The 17,720-nt window shown below is 42.6% G+C and carries 14 protein-coding genes; 8 read left to right on the top strand and 6 right to left on the bottom strand.

The genetic code is table 11. The features are described 5' to 3' along the window. Positions 1 to 190: 190 nt before the first annotated feature. A complete protein-coding gene (locus tag H5185_RS11370; RefSeq protein ID WP_124015758.1) occupies positions 191 to 1,567 on the bottom strand; it encodes an L-serine ammonia-lyase in 1,377 nt (458 codons plus the stop codon). 232 nt (positions 1,568 to 1,799) lie between these two features. Between H5185_RS11370 and nagZ the strand changes: the two genes are divergently transcribed. Beyond that, positions 1,800 to 2,825, top strand: coding sequence for a beta-N-acetylhexosaminidase (nagZ, locus tag H5185_RS11375; RefSeq protein ID WP_182696925.1), 1,026 nt, complete (start codon positions 1,800 to 1,802; stop codon positions 2,823 to 2,825). A gap of 92 nt (positions 2,826 to 2,917) precedes the next feature. Here the strand turns inward: nagZ and H5185_RS11380 are convergent, their stop codons facing one another. Genes H5185_RS11380 through H5185_RS11390 form a run of 3 tightly spaced genes read right to left on the bottom strand, consistent with a single transcriptional unit; the run spans position 2,918 to position 8,090 of the window. Continuing rightward, a complete protein-coding gene (locus H5185_RS11380; RefSeq protein WP_182722266.1) occupies positions 2,918 to 3,910 on the bottom strand; it encodes a peptidoglycan binding protein CsiV in 993 nt (330 codons plus the stop codon). Further along, entirely contained in the window at positions 3,900 to 7,436 is a 3,537-nt protein-coding gene (gene mfd, locus H5185_RS11385; protein ID WP_182742127.1) for a transcription-repair coupling factor, read from the bottom strand. The genes H5185_RS11380 and mfd overlap by 11 nt, the downstream gene beginning before the upstream one ends. A gap of 54 nt (positions 7,437 to 7,490) precedes the next feature. Next, a complete protein-coding gene (locus H5185_RS11390; RefSeq protein ID WP_182742128.1) occupies positions 7,491 to 8,090 on the bottom strand; it encodes a hypothetical protein in 600 nt (199 codons plus the stop codon). A 157-nt stretch (positions 8,091 to 8,247) separates the two neighbouring features. Between H5185_RS11390 and H5185_RS11395 the strand changes: the two genes are divergently transcribed. The 5 genes from H5185_RS11395 to H5185_RS11415 are packed head-to-tail and all read left to right on the top strand — an operon-like array spanning position 8,248 to position 12,312. Further along, complete coding sequence (locus H5185_RS11395; protein ID WP_182742129.1) at positions 8,248 to 9,492, top strand: lipoprotein-releasing ABC transporter permease subunit; 1,245 nt, start codon at positions 8,248 to 8,250, stop codon at positions 9,490 to 9,492. Then, entirely contained in the window at positions 9,492 to 10,211 is a 720-nt protein-coding gene (gene lolD, locus H5185_RS11400) for a lipoprotein-releasing ABC transporter ATP-binding protein LolD (RefSeq protein ID WP_182742130.1), read from the top strand. The genes H5185_RS11395 and lolD overlap by 1 nt, the downstream gene beginning before the upstream one ends. Beyond that, positions 10,208 to 11,449: a lipoprotein-releasing ABC transporter permease subunit LolE gene (gene lolE, locus H5185_RS11405; protein WP_124015765.1), complete on the top strand. Its 1,242-nt coding sequence runs from the start codon at positions 10,208 to 10,210 to the stop codon at positions 11,447 to 11,449. Before lolD ends, lolE begins: the two co-directional genes overlap by 4 nt. 24 nt (positions 11,450 to 11,473) lie before the next feature. Further along, entirely contained in the window at positions 11,474 to 12,055 is a 582-nt protein-coding gene (locus H5185_RS11410) for a GNAT family N-acetyltransferase (RefSeq protein WP_182742131.1), read from the top strand. Between the two features lie 14 nt (positions 12,056 to 12,069). Next, positions 12,070 to 12,312: a DUF3624 domain-containing protein gene (locus H5185_RS11415; RefSeq protein WP_182742132.1), complete on the top strand. Its 243-nt coding sequence runs from the start codon at positions 12,070 to 12,072 to the stop codon at positions 12,310 to 12,312. A gap of 479 nt (positions 12,313 to 12,791) precedes the next feature. Here H5185_RS11415 and H5185_RS11420 read toward each other — a convergent pair whose 3' ends face one another. Both H5185_RS11420 and H5185_RS11425 read right to left on the bottom strand, forming a co-directional pair. Beyond that, a complete protein-coding gene (locus H5185_RS11420) occupies positions 12,792 to 13,301 on the bottom strand; it encodes a DUF2062 domain-containing protein (RefSeq protein ID WP_182696919.1) in 510 nt (169 codons plus the stop codon). 45 nt (positions 13,302 to 13,346) lie between these two features. Further along, on the bottom strand, positions 13,347 to 13,487 hold the full coding sequence (locus H5185_RS11425) for a hypothetical protein (protein WP_182742133.1): 141 nt from the start codon (positions 13,485 to 13,487) through the stop codon (positions 13,347 to 13,349). Here H5185_RS11425 and H5185_RS11430 point away from each other — a divergent pair. Together H5185_RS11430 and msbA are read left to right on the top strand one after the other, a co-directional pair. Beyond that, on the top strand, positions 13,432 to 15,825 hold the full coding sequence (locus H5185_RS11430; RefSeq protein ID WP_404948460.1) for a DNA internalization-related competence protein ComEC/Rec2: 2,394 nt from the start codon (positions 13,432 to 13,434) through the stop codon (positions 15,823 to 15,825). The genes H5185_RS11425 and H5185_RS11430 overlap by 56 nt on opposite strands. 37 nt (positions 15,826 to 15,862) lie before the next feature. Then, a complete protein-coding gene (gene msbA / locus H5185_RS11435; protein WP_124015770.1) occupies positions 15,863 to 17,665 on the top strand; it encodes a lipid A export permease/ATP-binding protein MsbA in 1,803 nt (600 codons plus the stop codon). The last annotated feature ends 55 nt before the right edge of the window (positions 17,666 to 17,720 follow it).

Below are 17,720 nucleotides of genomic sequence, written 5' to 3' on the forward strand. Positions count from 1 at the left end.
CACCAGGTTAGCGCTAGCTCATGGCAGTCACATACCTTGGTTGACTATTGTTCGTAGCCATTAGATATAACTGCTTGTGAGTTCAATAAGTCGCTATTCACAGATCCTCGATATTGTTTAACATATAAAAAATGCCTGTTAGGATTACTAACAGGCATTGTTACTTGATTTCATTTACTTTATGCGTGAATTAACATTCGACGATATTCACCGCAAGACCGCCTTTGGCCGTTTCTTTATATTTGCTACGCATATCTTTACCGGTTTCCATCATGGTTTTAATCACTTTATCCAGTGAGACTTTATGATTACCGTCGCCGCGCAGTGCCATACGTGAAGCATTAATCGCTTTTACCGCTCCCATAGCATTACGTTCAATACAAGGCACTTGCACTAAGCCGCCAACAGGATCACAGGTTAAGCCTAGGTTATGTTCCATGCCAATTTCAGCGGCATTCTCAACCTGTTCTACAGTTCCGCCCATAATTTCAGTTAACGCACCGGCTGCCATTGAACAGGCTACGCCTACTTCGCCTTGGCAACCGACTTCGGCGCCAGAAATGGAGGCATTTTTCTTGTACAAAATACCAATGGCAGCAGCGGTTAACAGATAGCGACTACATACATCGATATCCACTTCTTGAACAAACATGTCGTAGTAACACAATACCGCAGGAATAATCCCCGCAGCACCGTTTGTGGGTGCGGTTACGACGCGATCGCCTGCTGCATTTTGCTCATTAACCGATAAAGCAAACAAATCAACCCAGTCCATGGCGGTCAATGGGTCAGTGTTATTGCGTCCTTCTGCTTTTAAGCGGCGGTAGAGCGCGGGAGCACGTCGGCGTAACTTTAAACCGCCTGGCAATATGCCTTCCTTTTGATAACCGCGTTCAACGCAGTTTTTCATGGTTTGCCAAATTTTCCACAAACCTTGCTTGATTTCATCTTCACTGGCAATGCTAAGTTCATTGGCCATCATTAATGATGAAATGCTTAAGCCATTATCACAACACAGTTGCAGCAATTGCAGGGCACTATTGAAGTCATAAGGTGCTTGTTCAATTGGCGTTGCTGGAGATGCATTTTGTTGAGTGATTTCATCTTCATCGAGAATAAAACCACCACCAACAGAATAATAAGTACGTTGATATATGCATTCGCCTTTAGACAAAGCATATAAGGTCATAGCATTAGCATGCGCGGGTAAGGTTTTACGTCTGTGGTAGGTAACACCGTCTTCGCGAGTAAATTTAACCTGACGACCGTCTGCCAAGGTAAGCTTTTGGCTGGTAGACACAGTCTCTAAAATGGCATCAATGGCATCGGTATCGACGGTTTCTGGGTCTTCACCCATTAGGCCTAAAATAACCGCTTTACCTGTGCCGTGGCCTTTGCCTGTTTGACCTAACGATCCAAATAATTCTGTTTGTAACTCGTCGGTATTCGCTAATAAATTATTATCAGCGACATGCTGTATAAAAATTTTACCAGCTTTCATAGGACCCACAGTATGAGAACTAGAAGGACCGATACCAATTTTGAACATGTCAAATACACTAATCATGTTGTTTAACCCTTGCTGAGTCGTTTATTGTTTTCGTTATAAGTGAGTATAATCGTCACATGTAATGTTGGCGGTTTATCTCTTATTCTTCTAGAGTATCCCACACATTAATCAATGTTAGTTCATTAGATTTTTTGATGCATTATTTTCACATTAGCCAGTCTTATACTTAATGGGTTATTTGACGTGGTTAACCTGACAAAGTCGTCAGCTTTATAGATAGGAGAAAGGTTTGAGCTATTTAATGATGGATCTTGCAGGTTTAGCAGTCTCTGTGCTTGAAACCGAGCAATTACGGCACCCTCAGGTGGGTGGTATTATATTATTTAGTCGTAACTTTGAAAGTAAAAGTCAACTAATTGAACTGGTTAAGCAAGTTCGTCTAATTCGTCCTGAATTATTAATTGCCGTTGATCACGAAGGTGGTCGAGTTCAACGTTTTCGTGAAGGCTTTAGTTTAATTCCTGCTATGGGTGATATTTTACCTGCTGCTAAAGGCGATTTAACATTAGCTAAACAATGGGCGAAGGAGTGTGGTTTTTTAATGGCTATTGAGCTTTTAGCCTGTGACATCGATTTAAGTTTTGCGCCCGTATTAGACGTAAATGGTATCAGTGAGGTGATTGGTAAGCGCAGTTTTAGTGCTATTGCTGATGAAGTTAGCGTGTTAGCCCAACAATTTATTATTGGCATGAATGAGGCCGGGATGGCTGCCGTAGGTAAACATTTTCCTGGTCATGGCAGTGTCGCTGCCGATTCACATATTGCGATGCCTGTTGATCCGCGCAGTAAAGAACAGCTGGAAAATGTCGACATGTTGCCGTTTACCCAACTGATTGGATCACAGCAGTTGCAAGGTGTTATGCCTGCACATGTTGTTTATTCTAATATTGATCCTAATCCTGCGGGGTTTTCACCTTATTGGTTACAGACCATTTTACGACAACAATTAGGCTTTAATGGGGTTATTTTTTCTGACGATTTAGGCATGAAGGGCGCGAGTTTTGCCGGTGATTATCTTGGGCGGGCTAAAGCGGCATTAGATGCGGGTTGTGACATGATTTTGGTATGTAACGACCCCGTTGGTGTAAAGGCTTTATTAACCGAGTTTGATTGGCCCGCTGCAGAGCCTATGCATACCGCTCTAACGTTAAAAGGCGATGCAGAGCAAACCCTAAAGGCACTTGAGCAGCAAACTCGGTGGCAGGCAGCGCAACAATTGGCATCCGATATCACAGCCATGGCGCAGTCGTTATAAACAGTTTCGATAGTAAATGAGCTTGGTATTAAGCAAAAAAACCGGATCAATCGATCCGGTTTTTAATTATCTGCTTGTCAGATACTCAGCTATTAACCTGTATATGGCACAGCTTGATTAGTGGTAGAACGTTCTGTTAAATCAATCGGTTTCACATTAGTGGGTTGAGCCATTTTACGAATTTGCATCACAATACCCAATTGTGGGTGATCAAAATAATGGATTTCACCACTGCGAACCCGTCGATTTTGGATCAGTGGAATACTTTCTAAGTAAGGCGCCAATTGTTTTTTACCTTCAATGTCTAACGCTGAATATTCGTTAAACTCCAAAGGACTCGATTCCACCATTTTTTGAGTCGGTTTACGCAAGGCCAAATTATTTTCAATGTAAAGATAATGACTGAGGTAAATGTTAATTGAGCCGTCTAATTCCCAGACCGGGTTAATCTTCGGCGCTTCATAAACATCACCTAATGCACCAAACTCTGTACCTGGTTTTGTTTCTGCTGGATTTGGCTTTTTAACACTTAAACCATGATATTCAAAACTCTTTGAAAAATCCTTACCACCAAAAATACGGATAGGCTTAGCTCGTCGACGAGATTGCATATTTTGCTGCCAAGTTAAATGCACTAGCCCTTTAACATACGGTTCGCGGCTAATGGTTCTAATTAAGTCACTAAATTGACCTTGGCTATTAGCCAGCAACAGTGGCCCTTGACTTAAGTATGCCTGTTGTGGCGAGCTAGCTCCGATATTAAATGGAACTTGGCTTGGATAGGTGACGGTAGTATTGCTGACTATTGGAGCATTACAGTTGCTAGCACCATTGGTCCAGTCGGTTGAAGTACAACCATTTAAGCCAACGGCCACTCCGGTGATGTCGGTACTGATCACTGGGGTAATAATATCTACCGTATCGGTACTCAGTTTGGGAGGTGCGGCATTTAACCACTTTTCAACAGAGGGTTGTTGGCGTTCAAATACAAACACTTCAACTTCAAACCATGATTCTGCATGGGCTGAAAAGCTGTGGGATAGCGCTGTGATAGCGGCGATAGTAATCGCAAGTTTACGAAGCACTATTTGTCTCCAAAATTTGATGTTTAGCGAACTGTTCAAGCAAGGTACTGATGAGCTCAAGACGCTCTTTGCTTGTTTCAGCAGGAATATTGAACTTTAACTTATTTGGCCCGTCCATTCGATAGATTTGTGGCTGGTTTTGCAACAAACCAATAATAAACATTGGATCGACGTGATTTTCTTGACCAAATTCAACACTGCCACCTTTAGCGTGCATTTCTATTTTGGCAATACCCAATGCCGTTGCCTGGTGTTTGTATAGCGTGAGCGCCATTAGATTTCGCGTTGGTTGAGGTAACATACCAAAACGGTCGATAAATTCGACTTTAAGCTCATCAAGCATGCTATCTGTTTCGCAGTTAGCAATACGTTTGTAAAGTGACAAACGCATGTTAACGTCACTGACGTAGTCTTCAGGTAATAACGCTGGAATACGTAAATCAATTTCTGCTTTGGCGCTCATCATATAGGCTAAAGAAGGCTCTTTTCCTTCTTTGAGGGCCTTTACGGCAGATTCCAGCATTTCCATGTATAAACTAAAGCCAATTTTTGAAATATGGCCACTTTGTTCATCGCCGAGCAATTCACCTGCACCACGAATTTCTAAATCTTGAGTCGCCAGTAAAAAACCGGCTCCAAGATCTTCCAAGGCTTCAATCGCTTCAAGACGTTTACGCGCATCTGGGGTCATGCGTTTAGGATGCGGGGTCATCATGTAAGCATAAGCTTGGTGATGTGAGCGCCCAACGCGACCACGGAGCTGATGCAGTTGCGCTAAACCAAACATATCTGCTCGGTCAATCATAATGGTGTTGGCACTGGGCACGTCGATGCCGGTTTCAATAATGGTGGTACACACCAGTACGTTAAAGCGTTGATGATAAAAATCAGACATCACTTTCTCAAGATCGCGCTCACGCATTTGACCGTGGGCAGTAATCACGCGCGCTTCTGGCAACAAATCGCGAATGTTTTGTGCGGTTTTCTCGATAGTCTCAACATTATTGTGCAGATAATACACTTGGCCACCACGTAAAATTTCACGCAATATGGCTTCCCGTGTGGTGGCCTTATCATATTCGCGCACAAAGGTTTTAACCGCTAAACGTTTAGCCGGAGGCGTAGCGATAATCGATAAATCTCGCATACCCGACATGGCCATGTTTAAGGTTCGCGGAATAGGGGTGGCTGTGAGAGTAAGAATGTCGACGTTGGCTCTAAGTGCTTTAATTTTTTCTTTTTGACGCACGCCAAAGCGGTGTTCTTCATCGATAATCAGTAAGCCAAGATTTTCAAAATTAGCTTCTGATGACAGTAATTTATGAGTGCCGATAACAATATCGACTTTGCCTTCAGATAATTGTTCAACCACATTGCATTGCTCTTTGGCTGTTCTAAAGCGCGACATGACTTCAATCACTATGGGCCAATCGGCGAAACGGTCGGTAAAGTTTTCATAATGTTGCTGCGCCAGCAAGGTTGTTGGCACTAATACCACCACTTGTTTACCGGCATTCACCGCCACAAATGCTGCGCGCATGGCCACTTCGGTTTTACCAAAGCCTACGTCACCACAGACTAAACGGTCCATAGCTAATGGCGCTTGCATGTCCTCAAGTACCGCAAGAATGGCGCTTTCTTGATCAACCGTTTCTTCAAAGGGGAAACCTTGGCTGAATTGAGCGTATTCTTGTTCATCGATACTCATCGCTTCGCCTGGACGAGCTTGGCGACGGGCATATACATCAAGTAATTCAGCTGCCACATCTCGAATGCGTTCAATGGCTTTTTTCTTGGCTTTTGCCCAGGTTTCGTTACCTAACTTATTAAGATGAGTACTGCCGTCGGCACTGGCATTGTAGCGGCTAATAAGGTGCAGTGATGACACGGGCACATACAGTTTGTCACCACCAGAATATTCCAGTTTTAAATATTCGGCGACTAAGCCGCCGGTATCAAGGGTTTCTAACCCCTGGTATAAGGCCACGCCATGTTCAAGATGCACTATGGGCTGACCGACTTTAAGTTCGGCTAAGTTTTTAACTAATACATCTGAACTAACTTGTTTTTGTTTTTCGCGGCGACGTTGCTGCGAGATACGTTGACCAAATAACTCGGTTTCACAAATGATGCTCACGGCACCTTTTGTTGTGTCGGTTAGTACACACCCACGCGAGAGCGGGGACACGATTAAACCAATACGGTCTTCGGCGGCTAAGTAATCATTAAGATGATCAAACTGTTTAGGTTTGATGCCAATTTTAGCAAATAGCTCTAATAAGGCCTCACGGCGACCTTCTGATTCTGCACTAAATACCAAGGCTGGGTGCTGTTGACAATATTCTTGTAACGCAATCAGCGGTTGCTTGAGTTTATGATTGGCATTGATGTCGGGCAGTTTTTCAACGTTGGCGACAAGAGTGTGTTTAGGCAGTGCAACTTCGGCCAACGGCTCGCCAGCATTGTTAGTATCGCTAGCAATATACTGCTGTAATAACTGCGTGCGGTTATAGGACTTAAATGCCGAAAATAACTCATCATTAAGCAAGTAAAGTTCTTGTGGTGCCAGTAATGGCCGTAGAGGATCGACTCGTCGGTCTTCGTAACGGACATTCACTTCATGTAAGTGGGCTAAGCTGGCTTTTTCAATATCGCCTAAAGTGATAAGTTGACTATCTTGTGGCAAGTAATCAAATAGTGTGGCGATATCATCGAAAAACAGTGGTAAGTAGTTTTCAATACCGGCAGGCATTAAATTACGACTAACTTGTTGATAAACCGACTCCGCCTCTTTTGAGATCACCTCAAAGCGACGACGATAACGTTGTCTAAAACCTTCAATGGCATTGCTGTCGGTGGGAAACTCTTTCGCGGGTAGCATGCGAATGGCATCACGCGCCATGCCTGAACGCTGGGTATCAACATCAAAAAAGCGGATCGATTCCACTTCATCATCAAACAGTTCTATGCGTAACGGTTGTTTCGATCCGGTAGGGAAAATATCAATAATAGAACCACGAATAGCAAACTCACCGTGCTCATAGACTTGATCAACTAAATGGTAGCCGGTGTCGGTAAGGTGCTGTCTGGCTTGCTGTAAACTGTAAGTATCACCTTTATTAAGCACCATGACATTAGCGGTCATAAATGATTTAGGCGGTAAGCGAACCATTAAAGTGTTTACTGGCACTATCACCACATTATGCTGACTCTGGCCAATATTGGCCAAGGTTTCAAGACGCTGTGAAATCAGGTCTTGATGTGGCGAAAAACTATCGTAAGGCAAGGTTTCACGGTCGGGAAACAAACACACATTGATATTGATGTGATTTAATAAATAACTCAGCTCAACCTCAAGTGACAGTGCACTGGGCGTGTCATGGGTGACAATAATACTGGTACCAGCATGGTTATTAATTAAGTTAGCAAGGGTGATGGCTTGTGAAACCCCACCTAACGTTGCCAAAGTTTGCGTTTGTTGGCCTTTTTTTACACTCGGCGGCGTGAGTACACTAAATAGGTTCATTAAAATCTTTGTCAGTTCCGTTTGCGATCAAGTCGTATTGAATGAGGCTATGCTTCAGCTGCGCTGCCTATCGATAGTCTGTTTGCGTTTTTTGAGCATTTTTTGTTGTACATTCAAGCTTGCTTTAACTAATTGCTCAATATCATCCTCAAGTATTTGACTAAACTCAAGGTCACAGCGCCAATATGGGGTTTCTATGGCATCATCTGTTGCTAAAGGGGTACAGGTTTTTATTTGGCAAATACACAATATGGCAACTAATTCCGCGTGCAAGTAGATGTGGGTTTTAACGTGATCATTGATATCCAATGGACGTGATGAAATGATACTCACGCCACTGCCACCAAATTGATCGCCTGTAAATAACTCGCCATCTTGCACTTCTTTTTCAAGCACATGTTGTAATACTAAATCGACTTTGCGTGATTGTAGCTTTAAAAAATCGACCACAGCTTTAGCATCATTGTCTAAATTTCGCAGCTGCAGTAAACAATTGGCTTCAAGACTTTTCACTTCTGTTAGTAGTTTTAACCCAACAGATTGCATGTCTCTAAGCTCATCATCTGTGGGTAAAGCACGCTTTGGATCCCACAAAGTGAGATAGACATTAAAGTGGTGAGGCACACTAAAATAAGAATTGCTGTCAGGTATCAAGGTTTGCCTCTTTATTTATCACACTAATAGCCCTATTATCGTGCCCAACTTAATGATTTAGCAAGTCATACACGCTGGCTTGTTGTTTTCATGTCATCATTTAGCCCGATTGTCTGACTAATACGCCTAAACTGGCGCACAGGATTAGTATTTTTTTATGAATTTAGGATTTTCATTTTTTATTGGCTACCGTTACTGGCGAGCCCGAAAAGCGAATGCTTTTGCCTCTTTTATTACCTTTTTTGCAGTGTCGGGTATTTTTTTAGGTGTGGCAGCATTGATCGTGGTGAGTTCGGTGATGAATGGCTTAGAAGGTCAACTCAAAAATCGTATTTTAGGTGCTGTGCCACAGATGACCTTGATCAGTGATATGGGATTTCGTGATTGGCAACAAAGCACCCAGAGTCTGTTGGCTGATAAAGATTTATTACAAAAAATTCGCGGGATTGTGCCTAGTGCAACCACTCAAGCTATGATCCAATCGAGCAGTAATATCCATGCGATTCAGATGTATGGGGTGTATCCAGAACTTGAACAATCCCTGTCGAGCATTGCTTCACATACTTATTCCGATGCCTTTTCAACCTTAAAGGCCGACAAGTATTTAATTGTCCTTGGTGCTGATCTTGCCCGTAAATTAGATGTAAAAACGGGTGACCGGGTCAGGGTGCTAAGTGGTGATGGCGTGGTGTACTCTCCAATGGGCCCAGTACCTAGTCAGCGTAAATTTACCGTTGCGGGTATTTTTGAAATGGGCTCGCAAGTCGATTCGAGCGTGGCCTATGTGCATTACAAGGATGCGCGTAAGTTGATGCGTCAAGACAGTAATACTATAAATGAGCTGCGAGTATATTTGAAAGATCCTTTCTCGGCCCCGACACTAGCACCGAAAGTGGTTGCCGGATTTGCCAAGCAAAATATTGACATTCAAACCCGTGATTGGCGCCAAGACTTCGGTCATTTATTTTCGGCGGTAAAGATGGAAAAAAATATGATGTCATTGATGCTTAGTTTAATTGTGGCTGTGGCTGCATTTAATATTGTGTCAGCATTGGTGATGATGGTCGTGGATAAAACTACCGATGTTGCGGTGTTAAAAACCCAAGGGTTAACGACTACTTCGGTAATGACGATTTTTATTGTCCAAGGCTCCCTTAATGCATTGTTAGGGCTAATGCTTGGTACTATTGCTGGCATAGTGTTAACCCTCAATTTAAATGAAATATTAACCTCGCTTGGCATTTCTATTTTAGGCTTAGGTCAGACTCTGCCGGTGCAATTTTCATTAGCGCAATTGAGTCTTATCATTTTGGGCACATTATTTATGACCTTATTTGCCACCCTTTATCCTGCGTTGTCCGCCGCAAGGGTTCAACCCGCTACCGCTTTGAGATACGAATAATGAGTCAGACACAACAAGTATTACTTCAGGTTCAACAAGTCAGTAAGCATTATCATGATGGTGAAGTGACCACTCAGGTATTATCTGGGGTTGATTTAACCGTTTATAAAGGTGAACAGTTGGCTATTGTCGGCAGTTCAGGATCGGGTAAAAGTACGCTTTTACACATTATGGGTACCTTAGATACACCCACATCGGGTAACGTCATGCTAGACGGCGAAGACTTATATCAATTGTCTAGTGCCCGTCAGGCGATAATACGTAATCAAGATTTGGGCTTTATTTATCAATTTCATCATTTGCTACCTGAGTTTTCCGCATTAGAGAATGTTGCTATGCCGGCATTCATTCAAGGTAGAGATAAAAAGCAAGCTTTGGTAGATGCGCAAAACTTACTCGAGCGTGTTGGCTTAGGCCATCGTTTGCATCATATTCCGGCACAGTTGTCTGGTGGTGAACGCCAACGTGTAGCGATTGCTCGTGCATTAATCAATAAACCTAAGTTGGTATTAGCCGACGAGCCAACCGGTAATTTAGATGCCAGCAGTGGTAACAATGTTTATGCGATGATCCGCGAGTTGGCCCAGCAGTTTGGCACTGCATTTGTGGTGGTGACTCATGATCACAGCTTGGCCGCTAAAATGGATCGTCAACTCACTATGAAAGATGGTGTGCTTCAAGTTACTGCCAATCCACCCGCTGTAGGGTTAGCAGAATGAGTAAGTGGCTGCCGTTAACCATTGGCTGGCGTTTTTTTCGCGCGCGACAGTCTAATGGCTTTATTGGGTTTATTTCTTTTGCGTCGACCGCTGGTATTGCTTTAGGCGTTGGCGTATTGATTGTCGTATTATCGGCCATGAATGGTTTTGAAAAAGAGTTGCAAGAGCGTTTATTAGGCGTGGTGTCACACGGTGAACTTGTTGGTGTTAATCAACCCATTACCGATTGGCATGTTATCGCTAAGAGTGCCTCAAACATGCCGCAAATTACTGGCGTAGCTCCATTTATTCGTTTACAAGGTTTAGTGCAAAAGCCTGGCGGTTTTCAAGGACTAACGGTAAATGGAATTGATATTAAGCATGAGTCAGATGTGTCGAGTATTGCTGATTATATGCCTAATGATGCGTGGCAATCATTGGCGGGTGATGATAACCATATTGTGCTTGGTCGCAGTTTATTGACAAAATTAGGCTTAAAAGTTGGTGATACTTTAGCTATGTATACCCCTGACACGAATAGTAGTCAGTTAACGTCAGCTAAGAGTCATCGCTTTGTGGTATCCGGTGTATACGATTTGGGCGGCGAAATCGAGTCAACCCAAGCGTATGTGTCGCTTAATTATTTAGCCGATTTACTTGAGTTAGGAACCGGCGTTTCTGGTGTGCGAATTCAAGTCAATAATGTCTTTAATGCGGCGAGTATTACCCGTGATTTAGGCTTTGCTCAAGAGCAATATTTATATATTAATGATTGGACTCGCAGTCAAGGGCATTTGTACCAAGATATTCAATTAGTCCGCTTAGTCATGTATCTGGTACTCGCTTTAGTGATTGCAGTGGCTTGCTTTAATATCGTGTCGACACTTGTAATGGCGGTGCGCGATAAAGCGTCTGAAATTGCAATTTTAATGACTATGGGGCTCTCTCGTGGTGCGATTATGACCATATTCATTCTGCAAGGTGCGCTTAATGGTGTTATGGGCTGTGTTATTGGGGGCGTGTTAGGCGTCAGCTTAGCGTATAACTTAAGTGCCATTGCGAGCAGCATTGAACACCTTTTAGGGGTGCAATTATTGGCTTCTGATATTTATTTTATTGATTTCCTACCATCAGAATTACATTATCAAGATGTGGCAGTGGTGCTATTAATGGGCCTATTTATGAGCCTTATCGCAACCATTTATCCTGCATGGAAAGCGACTAAAATTTCTCCAGCTACCGCATTGGCGGGCAGATAAGCTCTATGAACCAACGAGGTTGATATGGACTGTAATGCTAATGTGCGTCCACTAAAGTGTTCAACGTTAACCTCGGGCAGCTTAATCATCCGGCCATTGACCTTAGATGATTTAATTGCATTTACCGCTTATAGAGCAGATCCTAATGTTGCTCGATATCAGAGTTGGACGGATTATCACTATCAAGACGCACTAAGCTTATTGAATTTAACCAACTACCAAGATTTTGCTAAAGCAGGGCTGTGGTATCAATTAGCCATTAGTGATCAGCATGAGCTGTTAATGGGCGATCTGGCGGTACATTTTATTGATGACACCCAAGTTGAAGTGGGTTTTACTGTCGCTCCAGCATTTCAAGGACAGGAAATTGCAGAACAAGCGTTAACTTGTTTATTGCAATATTTGTTTGTGGAATTATCTCGTCATCGAGTTATTGCTCAAACTGATTGCCTCAATCTAGCCAGTGCAGCGCTTTTAGAAAAGTTGCAGTTTCGTCGTGAAGGCCATTTTATTAACAATGTGTTTTTTAAAGGCGCATGGGGTGATGAGTATCTGTATGCCATGTTGGCGAGTGAGTTTGATAATCAATATCCTGAGCATAAATGATAAAGAAAGCTGTTATGTCTTGTAATCAATGTACTGATTCCGTTTTTAAACAAAAAATCGGTCGCTGTAAACGCTGCATGTGGCAATTGACGTTACTGAGCGCAATTACATGGCCACTTTGGTGGTATTGCTATGCAGATACCCCTAAGAGGGTAGAATCTATCGCGCTACTTTTCTTTGCAGTTAGTTTTAGCGGGTTACTTACGCTGCACTTGGTTGTATGGACCTACCGCAACCTAACTAGCCTACGCCGGTAATCTAAATAGTGTGTAATCAGTCCTTTGAACAACTGATTTGATTGTGTTTATTTGTAATAGATAAACTATCGACGCTGCGAGTCACAAGAACGTACGCTTTGTTGTGTAAAACAAATTCCCCCTCATAAATTACAGCGTTGCTTAACTAAGCAACAATCACGACAACATCTGTATCTGTATCTGTTTTTGTTTACCGAACGAGTCTGCATCAGTATTTCGCTTCAGTACCCCGTAGCACTGATCCACCACCAAATCTTCGCTTAGTTGGCCATGCTCAGGATCAAACTCCCTAATGGTGTATGAGTGCTTAATCGCAGCATTAGGATTTGTTAATGTTATATTTACGAAAGTGGATTAACAGACCAAAAAATTGCACGTTTAGCATAGCGGATGTCACAAAACTTAAATCAACAGCTTTAGTTGTAAAAAAGACCGCTATTGCGGCCTTAGTGATTTCAGTTGCTCAATATATTTAAAGCTTACTGGCCTTTACGCTTTTGCCATTTAAATAAAATTGAATAGCGCCACATACTTTTAATGACAATATAACCGATTAACGCTGACACAATGCCTAATACTAAGCAACCCACTAAAAAGGGAGGACCTATGGTTGACAACGAGGCCTCAATCCATGCCCAAGTGGCTTCAAATTGAAATGCCTGCGCTCTATGTCCGATGATTTTAGCACCTAACAAATAGGCACCATAAAACATGATAGGCATGGTCAGCGGATTAGTTATCCATACCAGTGCGACAGCAACAGGAAGGTTGACGTTAAATAAAATCGCAAACCCTGCAGCCACCACCATTTGAAATGGCATGGGGATCCAAGCCACAAATAGTCCGACCGCAAAGGCACCAGGAGCTGATTTGCGATTTAATGCCCACAAATTAGGTTTGTGTAATAGTTTGCCAAACACCCGTAAATACTTATGATCACGGAGTGTTTCTGGTTTGGGCATAAATCTTTGTATTAATTTTTTTGGCATATTTGTCGATTAATGTCTTAACTAATTCATTATGAATCGATTTATCTATGGCTTTTGCGCCTGTTCTTTATCAGCGATGTTATGGCCTTCGCTGGCACCTTTATGGTGTTTACCTATTCTATTTTTGGCTATGCTACTTTGCCTTCGCAAAGGGCCACTTATGGCTGGCTGTTTATTCGCCGTCATTTGGCTGAGCCTGTTGTTTCATTGTCTATATATGCATCAATATGCTGAAAAGTCGCAACAAATTGAGTTTAAGGCGCAGATAGTATCACTAGTTAGCCAAAACAGCGACTGGATTAGTTTTGATGTGCGCGTTATTTCTGAAGCTGATCAAGACGCCTTTTTTGATTCTTTGGCGCTTAACAATGTGCAGCGATATTACCGATTAACATGGCAAAAGCCAGATAAAATTGTTGTCGGTCAAATATGGCAATTTAGTGCAAAGTTGAAAGGGATCTCGAGCATACAAAATCAAGGAGGCTTTAATCAACAAAAGTACTTCATTACTCGGCATATTATTGCCAAAGGCCGCGTTAAACAAGCTGAGTTAATTCGTTATGGTGGGTCTTTACGCCAAGATGTCACGCAGAAACTAACCCCTATATTGGCACAACTTGCTCAGGGCGATATTTTACAAGCGTTAATTTTAGGCGATAAAAGTGCTTTAACCACAGCGCGATGGCAGCAATTGCGTCAAACAGGGGCAGGGCATTTAGTCGCTATTTCTGGGTTACATTTATCGGTCGTTTTTGGCTTGTTTTATGGCATTTTTCTCGGCATAAGCCGTTATGCATTTTCTTGGCAGCATTTAGGTAAAATGCAATTCGCCATGATATTAGCGGGCATATTTACCTTTGGGTATGGCTATTTATCGGGTTTTGCAATTGCTACGCAGCGTGCTTTATTGATGTTATTTCTGTTGCTCATTTTTAGTTTTATTAAGCAGTTTAGCCACCATTGGGATCGATTGGTGTATGCCTTGTTTTTTGTGTTGCTGGTGGATCCTTTTGCATCGCTTGGTGCCGGATTATGGTTATCGTTTGGCGCATTGGCCATTATTTTGTTGTCGGTGCAAGCCAATACGGTTGAGCAGCAGGCAGAGATAGGCACTGATTATGTAGCTAAAAGTATTTCTGCATCTTCCTCTAATATGGCTGAGCGATGCGTACAAAAAATCCTAAAACTTAAAGGTAAGCTGCTTCATGGACTCAGTGTGTTGTGGTCAATTCAATGGCGATTAGCGCTGCTATTGGGAGTACTGCAAGGCATTTTGTTTGGCAGCATTTCACCTCATAGCATATGGCTCAATATGCTGCTCGTGCCTTGGTTTAGTCTGGTGGTGATCCCATTAACGATACTCAGTTTTTACATTTGGTTAGTGGTGTTGTGCATTTTTTTGTTATTGGGTATCGATAGCGACTCGCAACAACACTTAGGTACGATGATCTTTCAATGGGCGAATATGAGCCTTGAGCCATTTGCCTGGTTGTTACAGCTGAGCGATCATTTGCCAGTAAATCAGTTGCTATTAACTGAACAACAACTGGCTGGATTGGTATTTTCTATTTTTGCGATGATGTTGTTGAGCATTCGTAGTCATGTGGCTAAAAAGCAAAAGAGAATTTACCTTTTTTTCGTTACCATATTGCTGCTGCCTATCGTCAACAATAAGTTAGTGACTCAAGAGATATTGCCTGCGCCATCATCTTCATTAGGCTCAACACCATGGCAGCTTCATGTTATTGATGTGGCTCAAAGCATGGCAGTCGTTTTACAGCAAGGCCGACACGGGATTATATACGATACTGGTGCCGCTTATGGGGATTTTAGCTATGCACAACGGGCAATAGTGCCTTTTCTTGCCAGCCGAGGTATCCGTTTTATTGATTATATTATTATAAGTCATGATGATAATGACCATGCAGGTGGCGTGCATGTGTTGCGTGAACAATTTCCACTGGCGAGGTTAATTGCTGACTTTGCCATAACCTCCAAAGCTTTATCGCTGTCACCAGCCGTCGCACAAGCTTGTAAAGGGCAAATACTCTGGCGCGGTATACAATTAAATTTCATTGGTAATCCGTTAACGGCATCGAATGATAATAACAACTCATGTGTGGTTAAATTGTCTGATGGCCTGTCTTCAGTATTGTTAACTGGTGACATTGAAGCCGACAGAGAGCAGACATTAATTACTGCAAAGGCTGATATTCGAGCCGATATTTTATTGGTGCCGCATCATGGTAGCCGAACATCGTCTACCCCAGCATTTATCGATAGCGTCAATCCGCAATTAGCCATTTTTACCGCTGGTTTTTCTAATCAGTACGGTTTTCCTAAACCTGAGGTTGTTGCGAGGTATCAACAGCAGGGCTGCAAAATTTTACAAACGGGTCATGCCGGCCAAATTAGTATTACTTTTGATCAAGGCGAATATAAAATCGCCACTTACCGCCAACAAATGGCTCCATTTTGGTATAACCGTTTGTTTAGATTTGGTGAGTCACTTAAAGCAGAGTAGAATATCATTTATGTTTGTTAGTTAAGTATTGGATTCAATGTCAGCATCACCTAAAAATGAAATGTGGATCGTTTTCAAACGTTTGATGACCTATGTCGTGCCAATGAAAGCCATGTTTATTATGGCTGTACTCGGCCTTATTACCTATGGCGCTGTCGATGCAGCGTTTATCGCATTTATTAAACCTTTTATTGATGAAGGTTTTAGTCAAACGCCAGCCATAGTGGCAGGAGTCGACTTACCTACTCATGGTGGGTTTAATGCCAATAAAGACATTATGTTAATGGCGCCGATTGCGGTTATTTTAATGTTCAGCTTACGTGGTTTGGCTAACTTTGTGTCGACCTATTGTGTGTCGTTTATGAGTGCACAGCTCATTATGGATATGCGCCAACAAGTGTTTGAGCATTATCTGCGTTTGCCTGTAAGTTATATCGACCGCGAAAATAGTGGTAATTTGATTTCGCGCGTCACCTTTGACACTGAACAAATTGCCCGAGCATCTGGCAGTGCGTTAATTTCAATTGTTCGCGATAGCATGACCGCCATCGGCATGTTAGGCATTATGTTCTACTATTCGTGGAAATTATCCTTATGCATACTAGTGATAGGTCCAATTATGGGCGTTGTCATCAGTATTGTGAGTAAGCGCTTTCGTAAGGTGTCTAAGCAGATCCAGTCTGCTATGGGCGGCGTAACGGCAACGACTGAACAGATGATTAAGGGCCATAAAAACGTATTAGTCTTTGGTGGTCAAAAAACAGAGGTTGATCGTTTCTATCAAGTTAACGACCAGAACCGTTACCAGAATATGAAGCTAGCGGTAGCTCAATCTGTTAGTCAGCCATTGATCATGGTTATTGGATCTTTCGCACTGGCGTTTGTGTTGTATGCCGCCACTTGGGATAGCATGAAAACCGATCTGACCGCAGGTACGTTTGCGGCTATTTTAGGTGCCATGTTAGCCATGCTACAACCGATTAAGAACTTAACCCGAGTTAATGCGGAGTTTCAACGCGGTATTGCAGCTTGTACTACTGTATTTGAATTATTAGATACTCCGCCTGAGCCTGATAATGGCCCGTTCACTATTGATCGCGTTCAAGGCAAACTGACATTTGAAAATGTGACCTTTTCTTATCCTGGGCAAGATAAACCCGCTTTGAACGGCATTGATTTTGAAGTTAAACCCGGTAAAACCATCGCTTTAGTAGGGCGATCTGGCTCTGGTAAGTCCACTATCGCGAGTTTGATTACGCGTTTTTATGGTGGATTATCAAGCGGTGATATTCGCCTTGATGACACCAGCATTTACGATTACCAATTAAAATCATTGCGTAATCAAGTGGCGTTAGTGTCGCAGCAAGTGACCTTATTTAACGACACCATAGCGAATAATATTGCCTATGCTTACCCAGGCGAAGTTACCCGCGAGCAAATAGTTCGCGCTGCTGAGCTTGCTTATGCGATGGAGTTTATCGAGACATTGCCAAAAGGGCTCGATACCCAAGTGGGCGAAAATGGCGTGTTGCTTTCTGGTGGTCAACGTCAACGTATTGCGATTGCTCGCGCTATGTTACGTGATGCCCCAGTATTGATTTTAGATGAAGCCACATCGGCTTTAGATACTGAGTCTGAAAAAGCGATTCAAAAAGGCCTAGATAATCTGCGTCATAACCGTACCTCAATTGTTATCGCTCATCGTTTATCGACAATTGAAAGTGCTGATGAAATCTTGGTTATCGATCAAGGTCGAGTTGTTGAGCGCGGTAATCACAGTGAGTTAATTGCTCAAGCTGGTATTTACGCCAATCTTTATCAGATGCAGTTCAGTCAATAATGATTAGGTGTTTGTAATGCAACAGTTTATTCATCGGATTTGGTATCAAGGTCAT

The sequence above is a fragment of the Shewanella sp. SG44-6 genome (assembly GCF_014164185.1).
Classification (GTDB): Bacteria; Pseudomonadota; Gammaproteobacteria; order Enterobacterales; family Shewanellaceae; genus Shewanella; species Shewanella vesiculosa.